Here is a 20,022-nt window from a genome sequence, read left to right on the forward strand (position 1 = left end):
AAGATCACCCCTCCTCCTGCTCATCCTTTATTCAGATTCCCGTACGTAATCGCCGCTTTTTCCGCCGGTTTTGGACTTCAGCATCGTCGGTCCGATCACCATATCCTTTTGCAGCGCTTTGCACATATCGTAGACGGTCAAGGCGGCTGCGGAAACGGCGGTCAACGCCTCCATTTCGACGCCGGTCCTGCCGGTTGTTTTCACGGTTCCTTCTATATATAACTCATCGATGCCGTTGTCGGAAAAATGGATGTCGATGCCCGTCAGCGGCAGCGGATGGCACATCGGAATCCAATCGGACGTTTTTTTGGCCGCCATCACGCCGGCGACGGAAGCGACCGCAAGTACGTCGCCCTTGCCGATTTTTCCTGCCTTAATGCGGGATAACGTTTCGGGCGCCATTTTAACCGCCGTTTGCGCGACCGCCGTGCGCGACGTGATGTCCTTGTCCGATACGTCCACCATTTTGGCTCTGCCTTGTTCGTTAAAATGCGTCAGTTCCATCTTCAGCCTCCCCGTTCATTTTGCGTACACCTTGTTCCGTAATCAGAACCTGAAGACGCGCATCCGTCGTTTCCATCGGAACCTGCTCCACCACTTGCTCGCCGAAGCCGATGCCGGCCCATCTTGGACCGCGGCGCTTGCCCCCTGCCGAAAAACGTTCATGCAGCCTGTCGTAGTAGCCCCCTCCGTAACCCAGCCTTCCCCCGTTCAGATCAAAAGCGAGTCCCGGCATGATCACCGCTTCGGGCACGAAGTCATCCGCTTCGGCCGGACGGCGCCGCGGATCGGGCTCCATGATGCCGTATGCGCCGGTTTTCAGCTCGTCCCACTGCTGCAGCAGGTGAATCGTCATCGAGCGGTCCTCCGGCAGGCATCGCGGCACATAAACGTCGATGCCCGCGCGCCATGCCGCTTCGACAAGCGGTTTCGTGTCCAGCTCGCTGCGGAACGGCACGTAAATGAGCATGCTCCGGATTTGCTCCCCGGTGAGCCAGGCGGCTGCGTGACCGCATGCGCGCCCCGACAAGCTTGCATGCCGCTCGGGCGGCAGGCTGCCGCGAATCCGGGACATGCGGGCGCGAAGCTGCGCTTTCAGCTGCCGCATCCTTTCCAGTTCCCCGTTCATCACGTCAACAGCTGCCTTCCTTATCCATTTTTCAGATGTTTGCAATTTCATTTCAATTTTCTGCGGCGCAAAGATCAAGATCGGCCATGGCACCATATATAGCATCGACACACCGCCATCGATCTACATTTGGCAGCCGCTTCAGCCGCTTGATGAACTTTGCGTCCATTTTGCTCTTAGTTTACCACTGTTGCTCCATTTTCGCCAAGATAACCCCGAAGTCCTGCCCTTATGTCGCGAATTCTTCATATTTAATGTAAACTGAAATTATATGAAGCCATTCGAATGAACAACGCCTGCCGCGTGCCATTCAACATCCAAAACAAAAGTTTTTCCAAAAGCAAAATACCAAGCAAATACGACAATGATCTATAGACGGAGGTTTACAGCTCATGCTGCTTCAAGCAAGTGGAATCAAAAAATTGTACGGTGTGGAGCCCGTACTTGACGGAATTAATTTGCAGATTCAGGAGAGGGATCGCGTGGGGCTGGTCGGCGTAAACGGCGCCGGCAAATCCACCCTGCTCCAAATCCTTGCCGGCGAGATGTCCTATGACGGCGGACAAATTTTTAAAGCCAAAGAAACGACCATCGGCTATCTCGCGCAAAACAGCGGACTGCAATCCGGCCGCACCATCTGGGAAGAAATGATGAACGTATTCGCCCATCTGATCGAAACCGAAAAAGAGCTCCGGCAGATGGAGGAACAAATCGCGGATCCCGCCCTCATGGAGAATCCCAAAAAATATCAGGAGCTGCTCGACCGTTATGCCGTCCGTTCCGACTGGTTCAAGGACCATGGCGGCTACGAGATGGAGACGCGCATCCGCAGCGTGCTGCACGGGATGGGTTTCGGCAGCTTTGCGCCGGACACCCCGATCTCGACCTTAAGCGGCGGCCAAAAAACGCGCCTTGCGCTGGCGCGCATCCTGCTGCAAGCTCCCGATCTGCTCATGTTGGACGAACCGACCAACCATTTGGATATCGCCACGCTGACGTGGCTCGAAGATTATTTGCGTTCCTATTCGGGCGCGCTGCTCGTCGTTTCCCACGACCGTTATTTCCTCGACCGGCTCGTGACGTCCATCGTTGAAATCGAACGGCACCAATCGAAGCGCTACACCGGCAATTACAGCCGTTACATCGATTTGAAGGCGGCGGAATACGAGTCGGCCATGAAGCAATACGAAAAGCAGCAGGACGAAATCGCGCGCATGGAGGAGTTCATCCAGAAAAACATCGTGCGGGCTTCGACCACCAAACGGGCGCAAAGCCGGCGCAAGGCGCTCGAAAAGATGGAGCGGATGGACAAGCCGCTCGGCGACTTGAAAAAGGCCAGCTTTTCGTTCGAAGTCGAATACATGTCGGGCAAAGACGTGCTGCAGGTCAAAAACCTTGCCGTTTCCTTTGCGCCGCCCCATCATCTTTTCCAAAACGTCTCGTTCGATCTGCATCGCGGGGAAACCGTCGCTTTAATCGGCCCGAACGGCATCGGCAAGTCCACGCTGCTCAAATGCCTGACCGGAAGCGAACGCCCTGCGTCAGGCACGATCCAATGGGGTACAAAAGTAAAGATCGGTTATTACGATCAGGAGCAAACAAACCTGAATCCCTCCAATACGGTGCTCGAAGAGCTGTGGAGCCATTACCCTCATATGGAGGAGGCCCGCATCCGGACCGTTCTCGGGAACTTCCTGTTCAGCGGCGAGGATGTCCTGAAAAAAATCGCGGCGCTCAGCGGCGGCGAAAAAGCGCGGGTCGCGCTGGCCAAACTGATGCTGCTCGAAGCCAACATGCTCATCCTCGACGAACCGACCAACCATCTCGATTTGTTCAGCAAAGAGGTGCTCGAATCGGCTTTGATGGACTACGAGGGCACGCTGCTGTTCATTTCGCATGACCGTTACTTCCTGAACAAAATGGCCGAACGGATTATCGAACTTCATCCGCAAGGGGTGGAGCATTTCCTGGGGAATTATGACGATTATACCGCCAAAAAGCAGGAACTTGAGGAATTGTCCCAGGAGGCGCTTGAAGCTGCCGGAAACCGGACGCAAAAACAGGAGAATGCTGCGGAATCCGAAGGCAAACCGGGCATCAACACCTTTGAGGCCGACAAGCAGGCCAAACGGGAGGAACGCAGCCGCCAGCGTAAAATCGCCGCGCTCGAGGAACGGATCCAGCAGCTGGAAGCGGAAATTTCCGGGCTGGAGGCCGAGATGACGAAACCCGAGGTGTATCAGGATTATATCTCTCTGCAAAAACATCAGCAGGAACAGGAAGCCAAGAAAAAAGAGCTTGATGAAGCTTTTGCCGAATGGGAGCTGCTTGCCGCCGATTAATGCGGCCAGGACTTTTTGATTAGGTCTTTGAGATCAACAAAATTTAATTTGTCAAATTCACAAAACTTTTTAAATTTCGGTTCAATTCAATTATTCACAGGATTATCCACATAAACGGTGCATAACCTGGTTGAAAAAATGGCCCTCAGGGCCGTTTTTTATGGATTAAATTCATCTTTTTAATGAATATCCACTATTATCCACTAAACTATCCACATTATCCACAGTTTTTAAGGGTCCTAAATGAAAATCATATCCACGTTTTCAAAACCCTTTGAAATCAACGGATTTCGCATCCATAACGGGTTTGTACACAAATTTACTTGAATATGTGGATAATCTTGTCCACAACTTGACAAAAACTTTGTCGAATGCTGCAAAAAAAGCCCGTACTTGTTGCCAAGTACGGGCCATGAGCTGCCGTGCTATATCGCTGCTTCTTGCCGATCTTCATCTTCATCCGCCTGCAGACTGTACCGCGCTGGAGCAGGCAGCCGCGTTTCCCGGACTAGTTCGATCAGGACTCCTGAACCGACCATGCTTCAAGCGAAAATTGCGGCATCGCCTTCAGGTCCAAACCGGCGAATTGCCCATTTTTCCACTTCAAATAGGCTGCAGCGCCGATCATGGCTGCGTTGTCGGTACAATATTCGAACGGCGGAATGATGAGCTCGATGCCTTCCTCGCGGCACTGCCGCTCCAGTTCTTTGCGCAGCCCGCGGTTTGCGGCGACGCCGCCGCAGAGCAGCAGCTGTTTGGCTTCATAGGCTCTGACCGCCCGGATGGCCTTCGTGACCAGCACCTCGACGACCGATTCCTGGAAACCGCGCGCTATGGCGCTTTCCAGAATAGGCTCCCCGCGCATTTTACGCTGGTTGACGACGTTCAGCACCGCGGATTTCAAGCCGCTGAAGCTGAAATCGTAGGAATCCGACTCCAGCCATACCCGCGGCAAATCCACCGCCTCCTCCGCCTCCAGGGCGAGACGGTCCACGTGAGGCCCGCCGGGGTACGGAAATCCGATCGCCCGCGCGACTTTGTCATACGCCTCGCCGACGGCATCGTCCCGGGTCCGACCGATCACCTCGAAGTTTCCTTCGGACTTCATGTAGACAAGCTCCGTATGCCCGCCGGAAACGACCAATGCCATGCACGGATATTCCAAATCCGCCACAAGGCGGTTGGCATAAATATGCCCGGCGATATGATGGGTGCCGATCAGCGGCTTGTTCAGCGCCAGCGACAGGCTCGTAGCCGCGACGACGCCGACCAGCAGGGCGCCGACCAGCCCCGGCCCTTGCGTCACGGCGATTGCCGACAGATCGTTTAGGCCGATGCCGGCTTTGCGCACCGCTTCTTCCAGCATCAGCGTAATATTTTCGACATGCTTGCGCGAAGCAACCTCGGGTACGACGCCGCCGAAGGCTTTATGGGTTTCGACCTGGCTGGCGATCAAGTTGCTGAGAACCTCTTTGCCGTCCTTGACGACGGCCACCGAAGTCTCGTCGCAGCTGGTTTCGACCGCCAATATATAGCAGGATTCCAACTCGTTATGAATTTCACTCATCAGTACGTTTCGCTTCCTTCCCTACTTCCCTGCGCGCTGCCGCGCTCAGGCAGATCCGCCCACATGATCAAAGCATCCTCCTGGTTGTCCGAATAATAACCTTTGCGGAGACCTGCGGGCTTAAATCCCAGCTTACGATATAAATTCTGCGCAACTTCATTCGACACTCTGACTTCAAGCGTCATCCGCTGCATGCCCAGATCTGAGGCGGTTTTCATCAGTTCGCGCAAAAGACGCTCCCCCCATTTCCGCCCGCGGTACGCCCGCAGAACGGCGATGTTGGTCACATGCGCTTCGTCGATCACGGTCCACATGCCGGCATACCCTACGGGCTGTCCCAAATATTGCATGATCATGTATCGAGCAAAATGGTTCTGGGTCAGCTCGTTTCGGAATGCTTCCTCCGTCCAGGGGAGCGTAAACGATTCATGTTCGATCACCATGACATCCGGGATATCGTCCACCGCCATCTGGCGGAAGGACAATCCTTCGTGATTCGGATACATCTCCTGCTCCATGACTATCGAACTCCCTTCACGGCTTCCGCAGGAGCTTTTCAGCTTCCGCCAGCTGCGTATAATTCGGCACGAGCGCGTGCACGTCGTCGGTGATTCCCTGCATCAGCCGGTCAGACCCCAAACGGCCCACCGGTTCCCCTTCCATATCGCAAGCGGCGGTATGAAGACGGTCTCCCAGCAGGGCGCGCAGACGTTCGATGGCGGGTTCGTGTTTTCCGGCATCCCCGACGAACCAGACGCCATCCGGTTGTTCCTCCGCCGGCGTTTCGTTCCAGATCCGCTCGATTTCGCCGACCCAGTTTTCCATCAGACGAATGGCGTCTTCTTGCAGGCGCGCCGGCATCTCTGTGCCTCTGGCCCGAAACAATGCCGTGTACGCCTGATCGCGACGGGCATCCATCATCGGGATCACCCAGTTGATGCCCGTGCTTGCTGCAGCCGCCGTCAGAAGGCCGCTCCATGCCAGGGCGTGCAGGCTGGAAATGCCCGCGACGGGAATGTTCCACGCCCATGCCAACGTCTTGGCGGCCGTCACCGCAATCCGCGTCCCCGTATACGAACCCGGCCCGATTCCTACCGCAATCCCGTTCAAAGCGGATGCGTCCACTCCGGCTTCGCTCAGACCTTTTTGAACGAGCGGCAGCAAATGCACCGAGTGGTTCCGTTCTCCCGCAGCCTTGATCTTATAAAGCACCTTATCGTTTTCCATCACCGCCAGCGCAAGGCAAGCGGTCGACGTATCCAACGCCAAAAACCGCTTCAGCGGCTGTGTTTGTGGTTGATTCATTCCTGAAAGACTCCATTCTGTTTCAGGCTTCCGCACCATTCCTCATATGGCTGCCCAAAGCCCTGCAACGTAATTTTCCGCTCCGTCTCGCCGACCGTCTCGATATACAAATGCAGATGCTGCTCCGGCAGCAGCTCCCGGACGATTTGCGACCATTCGACGAGGCTGACCCCGCTGCCGTAAAAATATTCGTCAAGCCCCAGGTCCTCCGCTTCCTCCAAAGACACCCGGTACACATCCATATGGTAGAAAGGCAGGCGCCCCTCATATTCTTTAATGATCGTAAAGGTCGGACTGTTGACGACGCCCTTTACGCCCAAATGTTTGGCGAAAAATTGCGAAAAAGCGGTTTTGCCCGCTCCCAAATCTCCGTCCAATCCGATGACCGTCCCGGGAACCGCCGCTTTTGCCAGCCATGCCGCCAGCGCTTCGGTATCCTGCGGACGAAGAGAGGTATACACAAACGGTTCCCCGTTTTGAATCTGTTCCAATACCTTGACCCACCTTCGGTTTCAATTCCTTGCATGAACTTGTCCTTAATTATATCGGTCTGTATTCGCTGCCGCAAGGACGGACGGGACCATCTTCCCGATTTTCGGCATGGCCGAACTTCACTGACCGGTTTTGTCAGGGAAGCGGTCGTATGATGTTAACAAAGGATTGACCCATCACCAAACCCAACATGCTTAGGAGGACTTTTTTATGAAAAAATTCGATAATTCCGGCTCCCAAACCGGATATGTATTCATTCACGGCGCCGGATTAAACGGCGGTATTTGGAACCAGGTCATGGATCGGCTTCCGGTTCCCTGTTTGTCGATCGATTTTCCTTTTCGCCAAGCCGAAGATGCCATTAGGCAAAAGATGTCGCTTCATGACTACATCGCCGACATCAACAACCAGATCGATCGCTGGGGCGTGGAGCGCTTTATCCTCGTCGCGCATTCGATCGGCGGCGTTCCCGCATTGCGGATTGCCGCGGACCGCCGGGAGCAGGTGGCCGGTTTGGCGGCGGTTGGTGCGGTCATCCCTGCGGACGGCGGTTCCTTTCTTTCCGTATTCCCGCCGGCCCAACGCATCCTCATGGCGACATTAATGCGCGCGTTCGGAACGATGCCGCCGGAGCAGGTGATTCGCAAAAGCCTGTGCAGCGACCTGTCGCCGGAACAGGCTGCGGAGATCGCAAAGCATTTCACGCCTGAGCCCCTTCGCATCTATACGGATAAAATAAATGCTCATTGGCCTGCCGGAATTCCCTCGCTATACGTCAGACTTGAGCAGGATCGGGAACTCCCGGCAAAGCTGCAGGAACGGATGATCCGAAACCTTGACGGCTGCAAGACTGCGGCTATAAATTCGGGGCATATGCCGATGCTGAGCCATCCCGACGAGCTGTCCGCGATTCTTCTCCGGTTTCTTGGCGGGCTCCCCGCGTCGTGAAATCATCCGGCGGCTCCGAAGCCATTGTGTCGAGGCGCCGGTTCCAAATGCGAAGGTTCCATGATGCGCGCTGTACTGCCGTCAGGCGAGAGGAGCTTCATGGAGCCGAGCACTCTCTTAAGCATCCAACTCCGCAACTGGAGTTTATTTCTGATCAGGCCAAACAAAAAGAGAACGTCTCCAAAAGACCTTCTCTAATACATTCCCTTTTCCATTGATCGTACCGGTTGACCTGCGGACGGCAGCGCAGACCCGCCGCCAACATTCAGACCCTTAGCGAGCCGCGGAACCCTCTTGCCGCATAGTAGGATTCTGCCCCGTTGTGGTACACGAAGACCGTGTCGTAGCGGCGGTCGCAAAAGAGGGCCCCGCCGAGTTTTCTAATCCTTTCGGGGGTCAGCACCCAGCTCGACGTCTTCATATCGAAATTGCCCAGCTGCTGCAGTTCCCGGTATTGTTCTTCCGTTAACAGCTCAATGCCCATGGCAGCGGCCATGTCGACAGCATTGTTTTTCGGTTTATGTTCTTTCCTGGACTCCAGCGCTTCCCGGTCGTAACAAACGCTTCTCCTGCCTTTCGGGCTTTCGGTCGAACAATCGTAAAAAATGTATTCGCCCGTCTTGCTGTCATAACCCACAACATCCGGCTCTCCGCCGGTTGCTTCCATTTCATGGAGCGGCCACAGCTTGTCCGGATTTGCTTCGAGTTTTGCTTGTACGCCGGCCCATTCAAGACCCGCATGGCGGCTCATGTTTTTTTCGAAACGGGCTTTTAATGTTTTGAGCAGTCCTTCGCGTTGATCCGGCGATAACTCAATCTTGGTCATGTTCCAATCCTCCCCTTCGCTTGATCTGTCTCGTTCAACTGACACTCCTTCCTATCTATGCGTATCTGTCCCTCTCATTTAATTGCTTCAATAGAAAAGACGAATACTTAAGCAACTCTGGTTCTTTCAGCATTTTGAAATACAAGCTTCGCAAAAAATGCTTCGTGTTGGCCCGCAATGTCTCGTTCTCCGTCATGCTGCCGGCCAAAGGGACATAGGCAATCTTGCATATCCAGTCTGCAATATCATCGTCCGCCAAGGCGTTGCGCATCAATATGACCGCTGCCGCGTCGGCAAAGCGCTCGTCTTCATCGTTCACATACAGGTAGCTGCCGATGCAAACCTTATTTCGGATCGCTTCCAGCATCCTCAGCAAATCCGAGCCCGTCATTGGCTCCAATCCCGCAAGCGATTCGATGCCGTCCGCGGCATGCGCCGCCGCATGAGCCCAGCCTTTCCCCTCCACGTAGCCTCTCAAATCCTCCTCCGAATCCAGGTACTGGATGAGCTTTGTTTTCATGGCCTGCAATTCATCTTTCTGCAAAAAAGGGGTCTGTTTATGCATATACACCGCTACGGGGAGAATAAGCGCCGAAAAAGACCGGGTAAATACCGAATCGGTCCCCTTTTCCCCGATCCCGAAAAACAGATGATCCTCATCCATTGCGGAAACAAGAAGCCTGCGCATAGCTTCAGGGGAAATGTTCCGCTGCTTCGTCCAGCGGCAAATCGTACTGTAGATCAAATCGTCCCTAAGTTCTGGATCGGTGCTGCCGATATGGTTCAACATGTCCGGAAGCAGCTGTTCCGGGTGCAGATCATCCCCGGTTCCTTTCCGGCCAGCCCGCAAATGCAGCAATGTCGTTTTTAACTTCGCTTCTTCCTCGTTCATTCCACTCCTCCCTCTCTTATCCGCTATACGAATAGTGTAACTGATTTGTCCTTCGCATTTTAGGGAGATTTAATCGCAAAAGAAAAAAAACTATCCGGGCATCCCCCTCGAATATCATAAAAAATGCCTAAAAAGACCCGCGAATCGCCGCGGGCCCTTTGATGGTATCCAATTATGAAACGACCGCCTTCCCTTCTTCCGCCAAAACCGTACCGCGCTCCCATACCTCGCTTGGAATTTCCCGCTTGAGCACGGGCAGCACGTCTTCGGCAAAACGCTGCAGCTGCTCCTCCTGCTCCGATTCGGCCAGTCCGTCGACGCTGATGCTCAGCACCTGATGACCAAACGCTTCGTGGTAATTCAACACCTTCTCGATGACCCGCTCCGGGCTGCCGATCAAAGCCGGTCCGTTTTCGATCATGTCCTCCAGGCTGACGAAAGGCGATTGGTTATGCTTCGAGGATTCGGTCGCGCTGAATGCATTGTAGTACGGCCGATAACGGCGGATCGCCTCCTCCGTCGTCGCTGCGAGATACAGGCTGCCCGAACCGGCACCGACGACGGCGCGCGCCGGATCATGCCCGTAATGGGCAAGCCGCTCGCGGTAATGGTCGATCAGCGCTTTGTATTTGGCTTGCGGATGGAACGAATTCGAGGAGAAAATCGGTTCCCCGAACTGTGCCGCCAGCTCCGTCGAAAGCGTGCTGGACGCGCTGCCGTGCCATACCGGTATCGCCTTCTGATAAGGCCTGGGGTATGTCGTCACCTGCTCCAAGGGCGGACGGTATTTGCCTTCCCACGATACGTTTTCCTCCGACCATAATCGTTTCAGCAGCCGGTAACGCTCCGCCATCGATTCCCACTGCTCCTCTTCCGTAATGCCGAAAAGCGGATAATGCCGCGGGTCGTTGCCCTTTCCGATAATCATCTCCAGACGGCCCCCGGACAGATGGTCCAGCGTCGCATAATCCTCGGCGACCCGGACCGGATCCAGCACGCTCAGCACCGTCACCGTAGTCAGCAGGCGGATGCGGGCCGTTTGGGCCGCAATGGCGGTCAGAACGACAGGCGGGGAAGAGGATAGGAACGGCGCGCCGTGCCGCTCGCCGACGCCGTAAGCGTCAAATCCGAGCTTTTCCGCAAGGACCGCCTGGCGAATGACGTTCCGGAACTTTTGCTGCGCCGTCCAGGTTTCGCCGGTAACGGCATTGGGGATATTCATCATCAAGCTGAATAATGCGACCTTCATGAGATCCCTGCCCCCTTAAGGCCAGACCACTTCTGGCCGTATCCCCAAAAGGCATAAAGACCCGGCGCCGTCATACCGCCTGCCCCTGCTCGGTCCGATTCGGAGCAGAGGCATAATGCCCAAGCTCGCGGACCAGGTCGCCAATGGCGTCATCCAGCCGTTCCTGCAGCTGTTCGGTCAGCTCGTATCCCCCGTGTTCGGTGCGGCTGACCCACCCGTCCACGGCGAACACGCCGCTCAGGATATTCGTGCCACCCAGCGCGGCCACGACCGGCTTCAGCGCATAATCGACGGCCAGCAGATGCGCGATCGTCCCGCCGATAAAAAGCGGCAGTACGATTTTGCCCTGGAAGCCCTTTTGCGGCACAAGGTCTAAAACGGTCTTCAGCGCCCCCGAATAGGAAGCTTTAAACACCGGACTGGCAATGATCACGGCGTCTGCCTCGTCGACGGAGGAAAGCGCCTCTTGAATGGCGGGACTGTTGAAATTTGCCCTCAGCAGCTCTTCGGCCGGAAGGTCCGCGGCGGAGATCAAATCGACGTCATAACCCGCCCGGGCCAACCGGTCCGTAGCATGTTGAATCAAACCGAATAACCGGGATCCGTTTGATGGACTGCCTGCAATCACAGCGATTTTAGTCATCTTCATCCTCCTTAGGTTGAACTGCTGCGCCCGACACGCTTATCATGATAGGGTTGCTGCGTTTCAGGAACGGACGGCTTCCGCCCGGGCTTTCGTATACCGGTTCTCCGGCACCGCAAGCCCGAGATGGCCCCTAAGCGTGTCGCTTTCGTATTCCGTTCTGAACAATCCGCGTTCCTGTAGGATCGGCACCACTTGATCCACGAAATCCTCCAGCCCGCGCGGCACGGCGGCCGTGATCATGAACCCGTCGGCTGCTCCGGCCTCGAACCATTCCTGAATCCGATCGGCCACCTGCTCCGCGGTTCCGATGAAGTTTCCGCGCGGCGTAGCGGATTGGAGCGCCACCTGCCGGAGCGTAAGCCCTTTTTCCTTGGCGTCCCGTTTGATTTTGTCCGTGCCGCTCTGAAAGCTGTTTTTGCCGAGATCCCCAAGCTCCGGAAACGGTTCATCCAGCGGATACTGCGAAAAGTCATGATGCTCGAAAAACCGCCCCAAATAGTCGAGCGCATTTTCGATCGTCACGAGGCTCGCCACCTTCTGATATTTGCGCTCCGCCTCTTCCTCCGTGCGGCCGATGATCGGGCCGATGCCGGGAAAAATCAGCACGTCGTCCGGATTCCGGCCGAAAGCCGCGGCGCGGGCTTTGACGTCCTGCGCAAACCGCAGCGCCTCCTCCAAATTTTCGGCTCCCGTAAATATGGCGTCCGCTTCCTTCGCGGCATAGTTTTTGCCGACCTCCGATGCACCGGCTTGGAAGATGACCGGGCCCCCCTGCTTGGAGCGGGCGATATTCAGAGGCCCTTTGACGGAGAAAAACTCCCCTTGATGGTTCAGCTCATGCATTTTGTCCCGGTCGAAAAATACGCCCGTCTCCTTGTTCCGCACGAACGCGTCGTCTTCCCACGAATCCCACAGGCCGCGCGTCACTTCGAGGAATTCCGTGGCGATCCGGTAACGCTTGTCGTGATCCGGATGTTCTTTTTTGCCGTAATTGAGGGCAGACCCTTCGAGCGGAGAGGTGACCACGTTCCAGCCGGCGCGCCCGCCGCTGATGACGTCGAGGGAACCGAACTGGCGGGCCACCGTAAACGGTTCGCTGTACGAAGTGGACAAGGTGCCGACAAGCCCGATGTTCGTGCTGACGGCCGCAAGCGCGCTCAGGAGGGTGATCGGCTCGAAGCGGTTCAGAAAGTGTGGAATCGATTTTTCCGTAATGTATAAGCCGTCCGCGATAAAAATCAGGTCCAGCTTGCCCTCTTCCGCCTTGCGGACCCAGCTTTTGTACAGTTCGAAATTGACGCTTGCGCCCGGGTCGACGTCCGGATGCCTCCAAAGCGAAGTTCCTCCGCCGACGCCGTGCAGGAGAGCTCCCAGCTTCAACTGTTTTTGCTTTGCCATGATTATTCCTCCCTTTTGAAAATCCCCTGAAACGGGTCCTCCGACCAAAGCCCTTCCTTATGCCTTTTCCAATGCAAGGGCAGCGGCCTGCCGAATCCGCTCGATCTGGCCGAGATGGCCTTGAACATGACGGATGAAGCCGCGAATGATTGCCTTGATGCTGACGCTCTCCCCTTTAAAGTTGACCCCGGTCTTTTCCAGCTCTTCTTCGCTCAACCGTCCGATCAGCAAAGCGTTGTACTCCAAAATCGCGTGAAAGGCATCCAAAATGTCGGACAGCCGCCCTTCGTTCGAACGTTGGCCGCTCACCCAGGCATCCTGGTCGAACGCCGGCAGCCTTGCCGCCGTCCCCGCCAAAATGTCCCGGATCCGGAACGAAATCACGAAGCTGTGATCGACGAGATGCGAAGCCACCTCCTGCACGCTCCAGATTTGCGGCGCGGGCTTCCATTTCGCCTGCTCCTCGTTCAGTCCGGCCACCGCTTCGGCCAGCTGCCCATGGGTGTCCAAAAAAGCATCCAAATCCACTTCGCTCATGTTCATTCTCCTCCTTGTGCAAAGCTTGGCGCAGGCGCTGCCTGCCCCGAAAAACGCGAAAGCGCAAACGGGCCCAGATCATACGGCGGTTCCTCGTCCATGACGAGCTTCGAGCAGAGTTCGCCGACGACGCTTGAAAATTTGAAGCCGTGCCCGGAAAATCCCCCAGCAATGACAATATGCGGGTAATGAGGGTGCCTGTCGATGATGAACCCTTCGTCCGGCGAAAGCTCGTATTTGCATGCGGTGCCTTGGATCAGGCGCCCGGACGCGCCGGGCATATATGTCCCGAGGGCGGCGCGCAAATCCGCTTCGTCTTCCGGAAAACTTCCGAAGGGCAAGAAAGGCTCACCCGGCTTCCACTCCCTTCCGGCGTCATGCCGCCCGATTTTCAGCCCGGCCCCGCCGATATCCGGAAAGCCGTAAAACCCGCCTTCCTCCGTATGCAGCGTAAATCCCGGAAATCTCCCAACCTTGTAATCCTGACCGGCGGTTTCGAACCAGCCGACCGTCTTGCGGACCGCCCTCACCGGGATGGAAACGAACGGTGCCAGCGTTCCGAACCATGCCCCTGCGGTCAAAATCGCCGCGGCTCCGTGAAATTTGCCGTTTCGGGTATGGACCACGACGCTGCCTCTCCGGGCCGTAATTCCGGTAACGGCCGAATGCGTCAGCAGCTCGGCTCCGTAGGCCAACGCCAACCTTTTGTAGGCGTCGACGCATGCTTCGCTGCGGAGGTACCCGGCCGCCGGCTCAAACATCGCTTCGAAATGATCCGGAATCGCCAAACCCGGCCAGCGCCTGCGGACTTCGTCCGCATTCAGCTTGACGGCAGTAACGTCATGTTTCGCGGCTTCCGCCAGGCGGCCGTGAAAATTATGAAGCTTCGGGTCCGCAATATTGAGGACGCCGGACTGCACCAGAAGCTGGGTTTCCGCCTGATCCTCAAGCTCGTTCCACAGCCGGTGGGCATGAACGGCCAGTTCCGTGTAAACGGGGTGGCCTCCGTAAGCATGGCGGATCAACCGGGGTTCCCCATGATGGCTCCCTTCCCGGTGCGGCGGGTCGAAGGCATCGATCAGCAGCGTCCGCACGCCCCGCCTGGCCAGATGATAACCGGAGCTCATGCCCATGGAGCCCGCTCCGACGATGATGACGTCATAGCTTGGGATCATCGTTATTTCCGCTCACCTCCCGCGGCGCGGAGCTGCGCCAATGCGCGTTCGGACAATTCGGCAAAAAAACGGATGCTGACCGGAAGCGCCGCTTCGTCGAGCGTAAACGCCGGATGATGCCATTCCTGCGTACCCGCCGTCCCCATGAACACGAACAATCCCGGAACTTTCCGCTGATAGACGGCAAAATCTTCGCCTGCCGGCGACGGTGCGGGGACCACGGCGCGAAGTCCCGCTGCCTCCGCCGCCGCCCGGCCGAGTTCCGCCAGCGCCTCGTCGTTGTTCACCGGCGGCGGCCCCTCGATCCAGCGCACGCCGGCGCTGGCGCCGAGAGCGGCCGTCACGCCTTCGACCACCTGGCTGAAGCGCTCCAGCACCCGTTCGCGTACCGTCTCGTCGAACGTCCGGATCGTTCCTTCCAGCACCGCCCGGTCCGGGATCACGTTCCAGGATGCACCGCTATGGAGCTGAGTCACGCTGATCACCGCGCTCTGCAGGGCGCTGACGTTCCGGCTTACGACGGACTGCAGCGCCGTAATGACATGGGCAGCCGTGACGATCGGATCGAGTCCGGCCTCCGGAACCGCCGCATGGGAGCCCTTCCCTTCGATTTCGACGGCAAAGCCGTCCGCGGCGGCCATGAGCGGCCCGCCTTTGATGCCGACGGTTCCGACCGGCAAATCCGGCTTGTTGTGCATGCCGAAGATGGCCTGCACCCCTTCGAGCGCCCCGGCGTCGATCACTTGCTTGGCTCCCTTGGCTTTTTCCTCGGCCGGCTGAAAAATGAGCCTGACCGTTCCCTGCAGCTCGTTTTCCTTTTCTTTCAGGGCATACGCCGTTCCGATCAACGCGGCGGTATGGAAATCATGCCCGCAGGCATGCATTTTCCCGGGGATTTTGGAGGCAAAAGGCAGCCCCGTCTCCTCCTGGACCGGCAGCGCGTCGATGTCCGCGCGCAGCGCGATCACGGGTCCGGGCTTCCGGCCACCGACCTCGGCCACGACGCCTGTCGCCAAGGGGAAATCCAGGATGCGGATCTCCGCTTCCTCAAGCCATGCCCGGATCGACTTCGTCGTTTCGAACTCTTCGTTCGACAGCTCCGGATATTGGTGCAAACGGCGGCGTATGTTTATGAATTTGTCATAACCGGTTTCGGTCACCGGCTCCAGTTGATGTCCCGTCATCATCTCCACCTCCTGTAAAATGCAGGCCGATAGCAATCTGCCCGACCCGCGCATTATACCTCTGCAACCGCCCCGTTCAAGGCCTCGGCCAGCAGTTTGAAGGAACGGAGACGTTTTTCGAACGGAGCGATGTTGCTTGTCACGATGAACTCATCCACGCCGGATGACCGTTGAAGCTCCTCAAGCTTTTCCCGGACGGATGCCTTTGTGCCTTTAGTAATGAACGGCTCCTGCTCCTCGATCGTATACGGCTCGCCAGCCTGCCGGCCGAATTCCTCCGCTTGCTCGCGGGTGCCGAGCGTCAGCGTTTTGCCGCTGGACAGATGAATCTTCACCAGCTTCTGGGAGGCAACCAGGCTCTCGGCTTCCTCCTCCGTATCGGCTACGACCACGGCAAGCGCTATAATCGCCTGCGGCCGGGTTCCGCGTTCGGCGTTAAAGCCCTCTCGGTATTTCCGGATCGCTTCGAGCGCCACGTTTTCATCCCCGTTGATAAACAAGGAGAACACATACGGCAGTCCAAGGCCGGCCGCGATTTCCGCGCTGCCGACGCTGGCGCCCAGCACATAAATTTCAGCGGGCCGCTCCGCCAGCGGGGCGGCTTTCAGCCCGGACAAAGGATGGTCCGGAGCCAAGCGGTTATGCACATAGCCGTCCAATTCGGCGATTTTGTCCGTCAAGGAGGCAGCATCGGCATTCCCGCGCTGCAGCGCCTGCGTGCTGCGGGGCAAACCGCCCGGCGCGCGCCCGATGCCAAGATCGACGCGCCCCGGCGCCAGGGAGGCGAGCACGTTGAAGTTTTCGGCCACCTTGTACGGGCTGTAATGCTGCAGCATGACGCCGCCCGAGCCGATGCGGATGCGATTCGTTTTGGCCAGCAGATAAGAGATCAGCACCTCCGGGGAGGAGCCTGCCAGCTGATCGGAATCATGATGCTCCGACACCCAGAAACGCCGGAATCCGAGCCGCTCCGATGTCTGTGCCAGCAGCACCGTGCGCGCCAGGGCTTCGGCTCCCGTTTCCCCCGGGTAAACCGGGCTTTGATCGAGAACGCTTATCGTAATCGCCATAGTTTTGTCCTCCTAAATGCTATAGTTAAGTTCCGGCGTGATCCGCTGCAGGAATTGCTTCGTCCGCTCCTCGCGGGGATGGTTGAATATCTCCGACGGCTTGCCCTCCTCGACGATGACGCCCCCGTCCATAAACACCACGTGATTCGCCACGTCCCGGGCAAACCCCATCTCGTGCGTGACGACGATCATCGTGATGCCTTCCTTCGCGATTTTCCGGATGACGGCCAGCACCTCGCCGACCAGCTCCGGATCCAGCGCCGACGTCGGTTCGTCGAACAGGATGACTTCGGGTTCGAGCGCCAGCGCCCGGGCAATCCCGACGCGCTGCTGCTGTCCGCCGGAAAGCTGGCTCGGGTAAGCGTCCAGCTTGCCGCCAAGCCCTACCTTTTCGAGCACCGCGATGCTGCGGGCTTTCGCTTCTTCTTTCGGCAGCTTTTTCACGACGACAAGGCCTTCCATTACGTTTTCAAGCGCCGTTTTATGTTTGAACAGATTGTATTGCTGAAACACCATCGCCGATTTTTGGCGGAGCCGGTAGACGTCCTTTTTGCCTGCACGCTTGCAGTCCAAGGTGTAATCCCCGACCGTGATCACGCCGTCGTTCGGCTTTTCCAGCATGTTCACGCAGCGCAGGAGCGTCGTTTTCCCCGAACCGCTGGGGCCCAGAATCACGACCACCTCGCCTTTTTGCACGGTCAGGTCGATGCCCTTCAAGACTTGCTGGCGCCCGAAGGACTTGGTGATACGGGTCAGCTTGATCATGCCACTCCCCCCCGATTGTACATATTGATTCGTTTCTCGATGACCGCGGTCAGCCGTTCGATCAAGAGCGTCAGCCCCCAAAAAATGACGGCCGCGGCCAAATAGGCTTCGAAAAACTTCCAGTTGGTCGACGCCACGATCTGCGCCTTCGCGTTGATTTCCACCACGGAGACGGCAAAAGCAAGCGTGGAGCCGTGCAGCATGCCGATGACGGAATTGGACAGGTTCGGCAGGCTTGCGCCCAATGCCTGCGGGAAAATGATCCGCCGCAGCGCCTGCGGCGTCGTCATCCCGATCGAATAGGCCGCTTCCAGCTGGCCCCGGTTCACCGCGAGCAGCCCCGCTCGGATCACTTCCGACATATACGCCCCCGCCGTAATCGAAAAGGAAATGAAAGCAAAGCCGATCATCGGGATGGAAGTCGATTTGAATCCCCACCCGAGCCCTACGGACACGGCGTCCAGCAGCATCGGCAGCCCGAAATAGATCAGCAGCAGATGGGTGAGCATCGGGGTGCCCCGTATAAACGTCACGTAACCGGATGCGATCTGCCCCAGGACGGGGACTTTGTAGATCCGAAGAAGCGCGGCGATCAGGCCGATGATAAAACCGCATGAAACGGATACGGCCGTAATCGCCAGCGTCGTGGGAATCGACGGCAGCAGTTGGGTAAAAGCCGTCCAAATGAATGAAGGATCGATTTTCATGCTTCCGCCCCTCCTTTGCCTGAACCGATGCCGGCGATCAGCCCCCGGTAACCGCGTTTTCTTTGCAGCCGGAACCGTCTCTGGCCCGCAGGATCGGGCTGCTCATGCCGCAGCAAACGGCGCTCCGCGATCCGCAGTAGCTTCTCCAGCGTTAGGCTCACTGCCAGATAAATCAGCGATAGCGAGATGTAGGCTTCGACAAAATGCTGCGTCAGCGCGCCCAGCGTCTCCGCTTTTCCCGTCATTTCCATCACGCCCAGCGTGAATGCGAGCGACGTGTCCTTGAGCAGCGCGATCACAAGGTTCGAAAACACCGGAACCGCAATCGCGAGCGCCTGGGGCAGCACGATCCGGCTGAACGCCTGATACCCCTTCATCCCAATGGCATACGCCGCCTCCACCTGTCCCCGGTCCACCGCCGTCACCGAAGCCCGGATCGTTTCGGACATGAATGCGCCGGTATGAAGGCCGTAAGTCAAAATGACGAATACGAGCACCGGAGCTTTGGACATGTCGATATGAACCAGCTTCAGCATTTCGGGAAGGCCGTAATAAAACAGGAACAGCTGAATCAAGATCGGCGTCCCGCGGAAAAAGGAGACGTAGACCCTGGCGAGGCCGTTCAGCACCGGAATCCGGTACAGGCGGGGAAGGGCGATGAGAAACGAGACGACGATCCCCGCCAAAAGCGAACCTGCCACGATCAGCAGCGTCATGCCCAGCGTCGACAGCAGCTTTGGAAAATAGCCGAAAATATACGTGTAATCAAACGGCGCTCCCATGAGTCCCCTCCTCCCTTACGATTTGTTCGATTCGCTGCGTGGCTTATTGCTTGGAATCGGCCGTAAAGTCGTCGCCCAGCCACTGCTTGCTGAGTTTGCCTAACGTGCCGTCCGTCTTCAATTCCTTGATGGCGCCGTCAATGTCGTCGGCCAGCTTCTGCGACTCCGGATCATCTTTGCGGAATACGAAAAGAATGTCGGCTTCGGACAAATCGTCCCCGGTCGTCTTCAGCTTGCCCTGCGGGTCGATCAGCGGCAGCGAGAAATCGGCGCCGATCGTGGCTTCGACGCGTCCGCTGGTGATCTGGCTTACCGAATCCCGCGCGGCTCCGCTTTGATACACGATGTTGATCGCGTTGTTGTTTTTCTTGTTGTAGTTCTCCAAAATTTGCGCCTCGGCGCTTGTCGCCCCGGTCAGCACTTTTTTGCCTTTCAAGTCGTCCAGCGAATGGATGGAGTCATTGTCTTTGGCTACGATGATTTTGTTTCGCCAGTGGGCGTAAGGCTCTTTGTTGAACAGATATTTTTGCTCGCGTTCCGGATTTTTTTCCATCTCGTGCGCGACAAAATCTATTTTTTTCGTCTCCAGGCTGAGGAGGAGGTTGGCGAATTCCTGGGTTTGCAGCTCGAACTCGTATTGTGGCAATCGCTTATCGATTTCCCTGACCAGTTCGACGTCAAAGCCGGTCAGCTTGCCGTTTTCGTCGATAAAGCATACCTTCGGAAAATTCGTCCCGGTGCCGACCACGATTTTTTTGACGTCTCCCGAAGATGCTGCGGCGGTGCCTTCCTTCGACGGGTCCGCCGTTTTGCCGGCGCCCGTTCCGCATCCGGCCATCACCCCCGCAAGCAGCAGCAAAGCGGCCCATGTCCATGTTTTTCGCATGATCTCATCCCCTTTTGTCATCCAATTTAATAAATTCCAATCTGTTTAGTGTGAATTGGTTGACACTAACTTTACCGCGATTCGCCGCACGCGTCTAATAGAGTTTTTCTATTCATGGATGC

General features: G+C 56.9%; 21 protein-coding genes. 2 read left to right on the forward strand and 19 right to left on the reverse strand.

The features are described from left to right. Positions 1-27: 27 nt before the first annotated feature. Positions 28-504, reverse strand: coding sequence for a cyclic pyranopterin monophosphate synthase MoaC (gene moaC / locus MKY58_RS22890; RefSeq protein WP_036709134.1), 477 nt, complete (start codon positions 502-504; stop codon positions 28-30). Beyond that, the gene (locus MKY58_RS22895) at positions 485-1,129 is read right to left on the reverse strand and encodes a 5-formyltetrahydrofolate cyclo-ligase (protein ID WP_339325233.1); all 645 of its coding nucleotides are present in this window, start codon (positions 1,127-1,129) and stop codon (positions 485-487) included. The genes moaC and MKY58_RS22895 overlap by 20 nt, the downstream gene beginning before the upstream one ends. Positions 1,130-1,521: 392 nt before the next feature. Between MKY58_RS22895 and MKY58_RS22900 the strand changes: the two genes are divergently transcribed. After that, a complete protein-coding gene (locus tag MKY58_RS22900; protein WP_339322252.1) occupies positions 1,522-3,471 on the forward strand; it encodes an ABC-F family ATP-binding cassette domain-containing protein in 1,950 nt (649 codons plus the stop codon). Between the two features lie 517 nt (positions 3,472-3,988). Here MKY58_RS22900 and tsaD read toward each other — a convergent pair. From tsaD to tsaE, 4 genes are read right to left on the reverse strand one after another with little or no spacing between them, the layout of a single operon-like run. Further along, on the reverse strand, positions 3,989-5,038 hold the full coding sequence (tsaD, locus tag MKY58_RS22905; protein WP_339322253.1) for a tRNA (adenosine(37)-N6)-threonylcarbamoyltransferase complex transferase subunit TsaD: 1,050 nt from the start codon (positions 5,036-5,038) through the stop codon (positions 3,989-3,991). Further along, the gene (rimI, locus tag MKY58_RS22910) at positions 5,038-5,556 is read right to left on the reverse strand and encodes a ribosomal protein S18-alanine N-acetyltransferase (protein ID WP_339322254.1); all 519 of its coding nucleotides are present in this window, start codon (positions 5,554-5,556) and stop codon (positions 5,038-5,040) included. Before rimI ends, tsaD begins: the two co-directional genes overlap by 1 nt. Before the next feature lie 16 nt (positions 5,557-5,572). Continuing rightward, positions 5,573-6,343 (reverse strand): tRNA (adenosine(37)-N6)-threonylcarbamoyltransferase complex dimerization subunit type 1 TsaB, encoded by a 771-nt coding sequence (gene tsaB, locus MKY58_RS22915; protein ID WP_339322255.1) that lies wholly within the window; start codon positions 6,341-6,343, stop codon positions 5,573-5,575. Continuing rightward, positions 6,340-6,825, reverse strand: coding sequence for a tRNA (adenosine(37)-N6)-threonylcarbamoyltransferase complex ATPase subunit type 1 TsaE (gene tsaE / locus MKY58_RS22920; protein ID WP_212950278.1), 486 nt, complete (start codon positions 6,823-6,825; stop codon positions 6,340-6,342). The genes tsaB and tsaE overlap by 4 nt, the downstream gene beginning before the upstream one ends. 220 nt (positions 6,826-7,045) lie before the next feature. Between tsaE and MKY58_RS22925 the strand changes: the two genes are divergently transcribed. Continuing rightward, a complete protein-coding gene (locus tag MKY58_RS22925) occupies positions 7,046-7,783 on the forward strand; it encodes an alpha/beta hydrolase (RefSeq protein WP_339322256.1) in 738 nt (245 codons plus the stop codon). Between the two features lie 265 nt (positions 7,784-8,048). Here MKY58_RS22925 and MKY58_RS22930 read toward each other — a convergent pair whose 3' ends face one another. The 13 genes from MKY58_RS22930 to MKY58_RS22990 form a co-directional block, all read right to left on the reverse strand. Further along, a complete protein-coding gene (locus MKY58_RS22930) occupies positions 8,049-8,609 on the reverse strand; it encodes a DUF4256 domain-containing protein (protein WP_339322257.1) in 561 nt (186 codons plus the stop codon). A gap of 55 nt (positions 8,610-8,664) precedes the next feature. Next, positions 8,665-9,501, reverse strand: a complete 837-nt coding sequence (locus MKY58_RS22935; protein ID WP_339322258.1) for a DUF2785 domain-containing protein — start codon at positions 9,499-9,501, stop codon at positions 8,665-8,667. Positions 9,502-9,673: 172 nt separating this feature from the next. Continuing rightward, entirely contained in the window at positions 9,674-10,750 is a 1,077-nt protein-coding gene (locus MKY58_RS22940) for an LLM class flavin-dependent oxidoreductase (RefSeq protein WP_339322259.1), read from the reverse strand. A gap of 70 nt (positions 10,751-10,820) precedes the next feature. Next, entirely contained in the window at positions 10,821-11,393 is a 573-nt protein-coding gene (gene ssuE / locus MKY58_RS22945) for an NADPH-dependent FMN reductase (RefSeq protein WP_339322260.1), read from the reverse strand. A gap of 63 nt (positions 11,394-11,456) precedes the next feature. Beyond that, positions 11,457-12,794 (reverse strand): LLM class flavin-dependent oxidoreductase, encoded by a 1,338-nt coding sequence (locus MKY58_RS22950; protein ID WP_339322261.1) that lies wholly within the window; start codon positions 12,792-12,794, stop codon positions 11,457-11,459. A 57-nt stretch (positions 12,795-12,851) separates the two neighbouring features. Continuing rightward, positions 12,852-13,331, reverse strand: coding sequence for a DinB family protein (locus MKY58_RS22955; protein WP_339322262.1), 480 nt, complete (start codon positions 13,329-13,331; stop codon positions 12,852-12,854). 2 nt (positions 13,332-13,333) lie between these two features. Beyond that, a complete protein-coding gene (solA, locus tag MKY58_RS22960; RefSeq protein ID WP_339322263.1) occupies positions 13,334-14,506 on the reverse strand; it encodes an N-methyl-L-tryptophan oxidase in 1,173 nt (390 codons plus the stop codon). A gap of 2 nt (positions 14,507-14,508) precedes the next feature. Next, positions 14,509-15,690 carry an amidohydrolase gene (locus MKY58_RS22965; RefSeq protein WP_339322264.1) on the reverse strand — a complete coding sequence of 394 codons (1,182 nt, stop codon included), beginning with the start codon at positions 15,688-15,690 and terminating at the stop codon, positions 14,509-14,511. Positions 15,691-15,743: 53 nt separating this feature from the next. Beyond that, positions 15,744-16,760, reverse strand: coding sequence for an LLM class flavin-dependent oxidoreductase (locus tag MKY58_RS22970; protein ID WP_339322265.1), 1,017 nt, complete (start codon positions 16,758-16,760; stop codon positions 15,744-15,746). A gap of 12 nt (positions 16,761-16,772) precedes the next feature. Continuing rightward, entirely contained in the window at positions 16,773-17,525 is a 753-nt protein-coding gene (locus tag MKY58_RS22975; RefSeq protein WP_036709101.1) for an amino acid ABC transporter ATP-binding protein, read from the reverse strand. Further along, complete coding sequence (locus MKY58_RS22980; RefSeq protein WP_339322266.1) at positions 17,522-18,232, reverse strand: amino acid ABC transporter permease; 711 nt, start codon at positions 18,230-18,232, stop codon at positions 17,522-17,524. Before MKY58_RS22980 ends, MKY58_RS22975 begins: the two co-directional genes overlap by 4 nt. Next, positions 18,229-19,014, reverse strand: a complete 786-nt coding sequence (locus MKY58_RS22985; protein WP_339322267.1) for an amino acid ABC transporter permease — start codon at positions 19,012-19,014, stop codon at positions 18,229-18,231. Before MKY58_RS22985 ends, MKY58_RS22980 begins: the two co-directional genes overlap by 4 nt. A gap of 43 nt (positions 19,015-19,057) precedes the next feature. After that, entirely contained in the window at positions 19,058-19,900 is an 843-nt protein-coding gene (locus tag MKY58_RS22990) for a transporter substrate-binding domain-containing protein (protein WP_339322268.1), read from the reverse strand. Positions 19,901-20,022: the final 122 nt, after the last annotated feature.

It is taken from the genome of Paenibacillus sp. FSL W8-0194 (genome assembly GCF_037969745.1).
GTDB classification, from domain to species: domain Bacteria; phylum Bacillota; class Bacilli; order Paenibacillales; family Paenibacillaceae; genus Paenibacillus_AQ; species Paenibacillus_AQ cookii.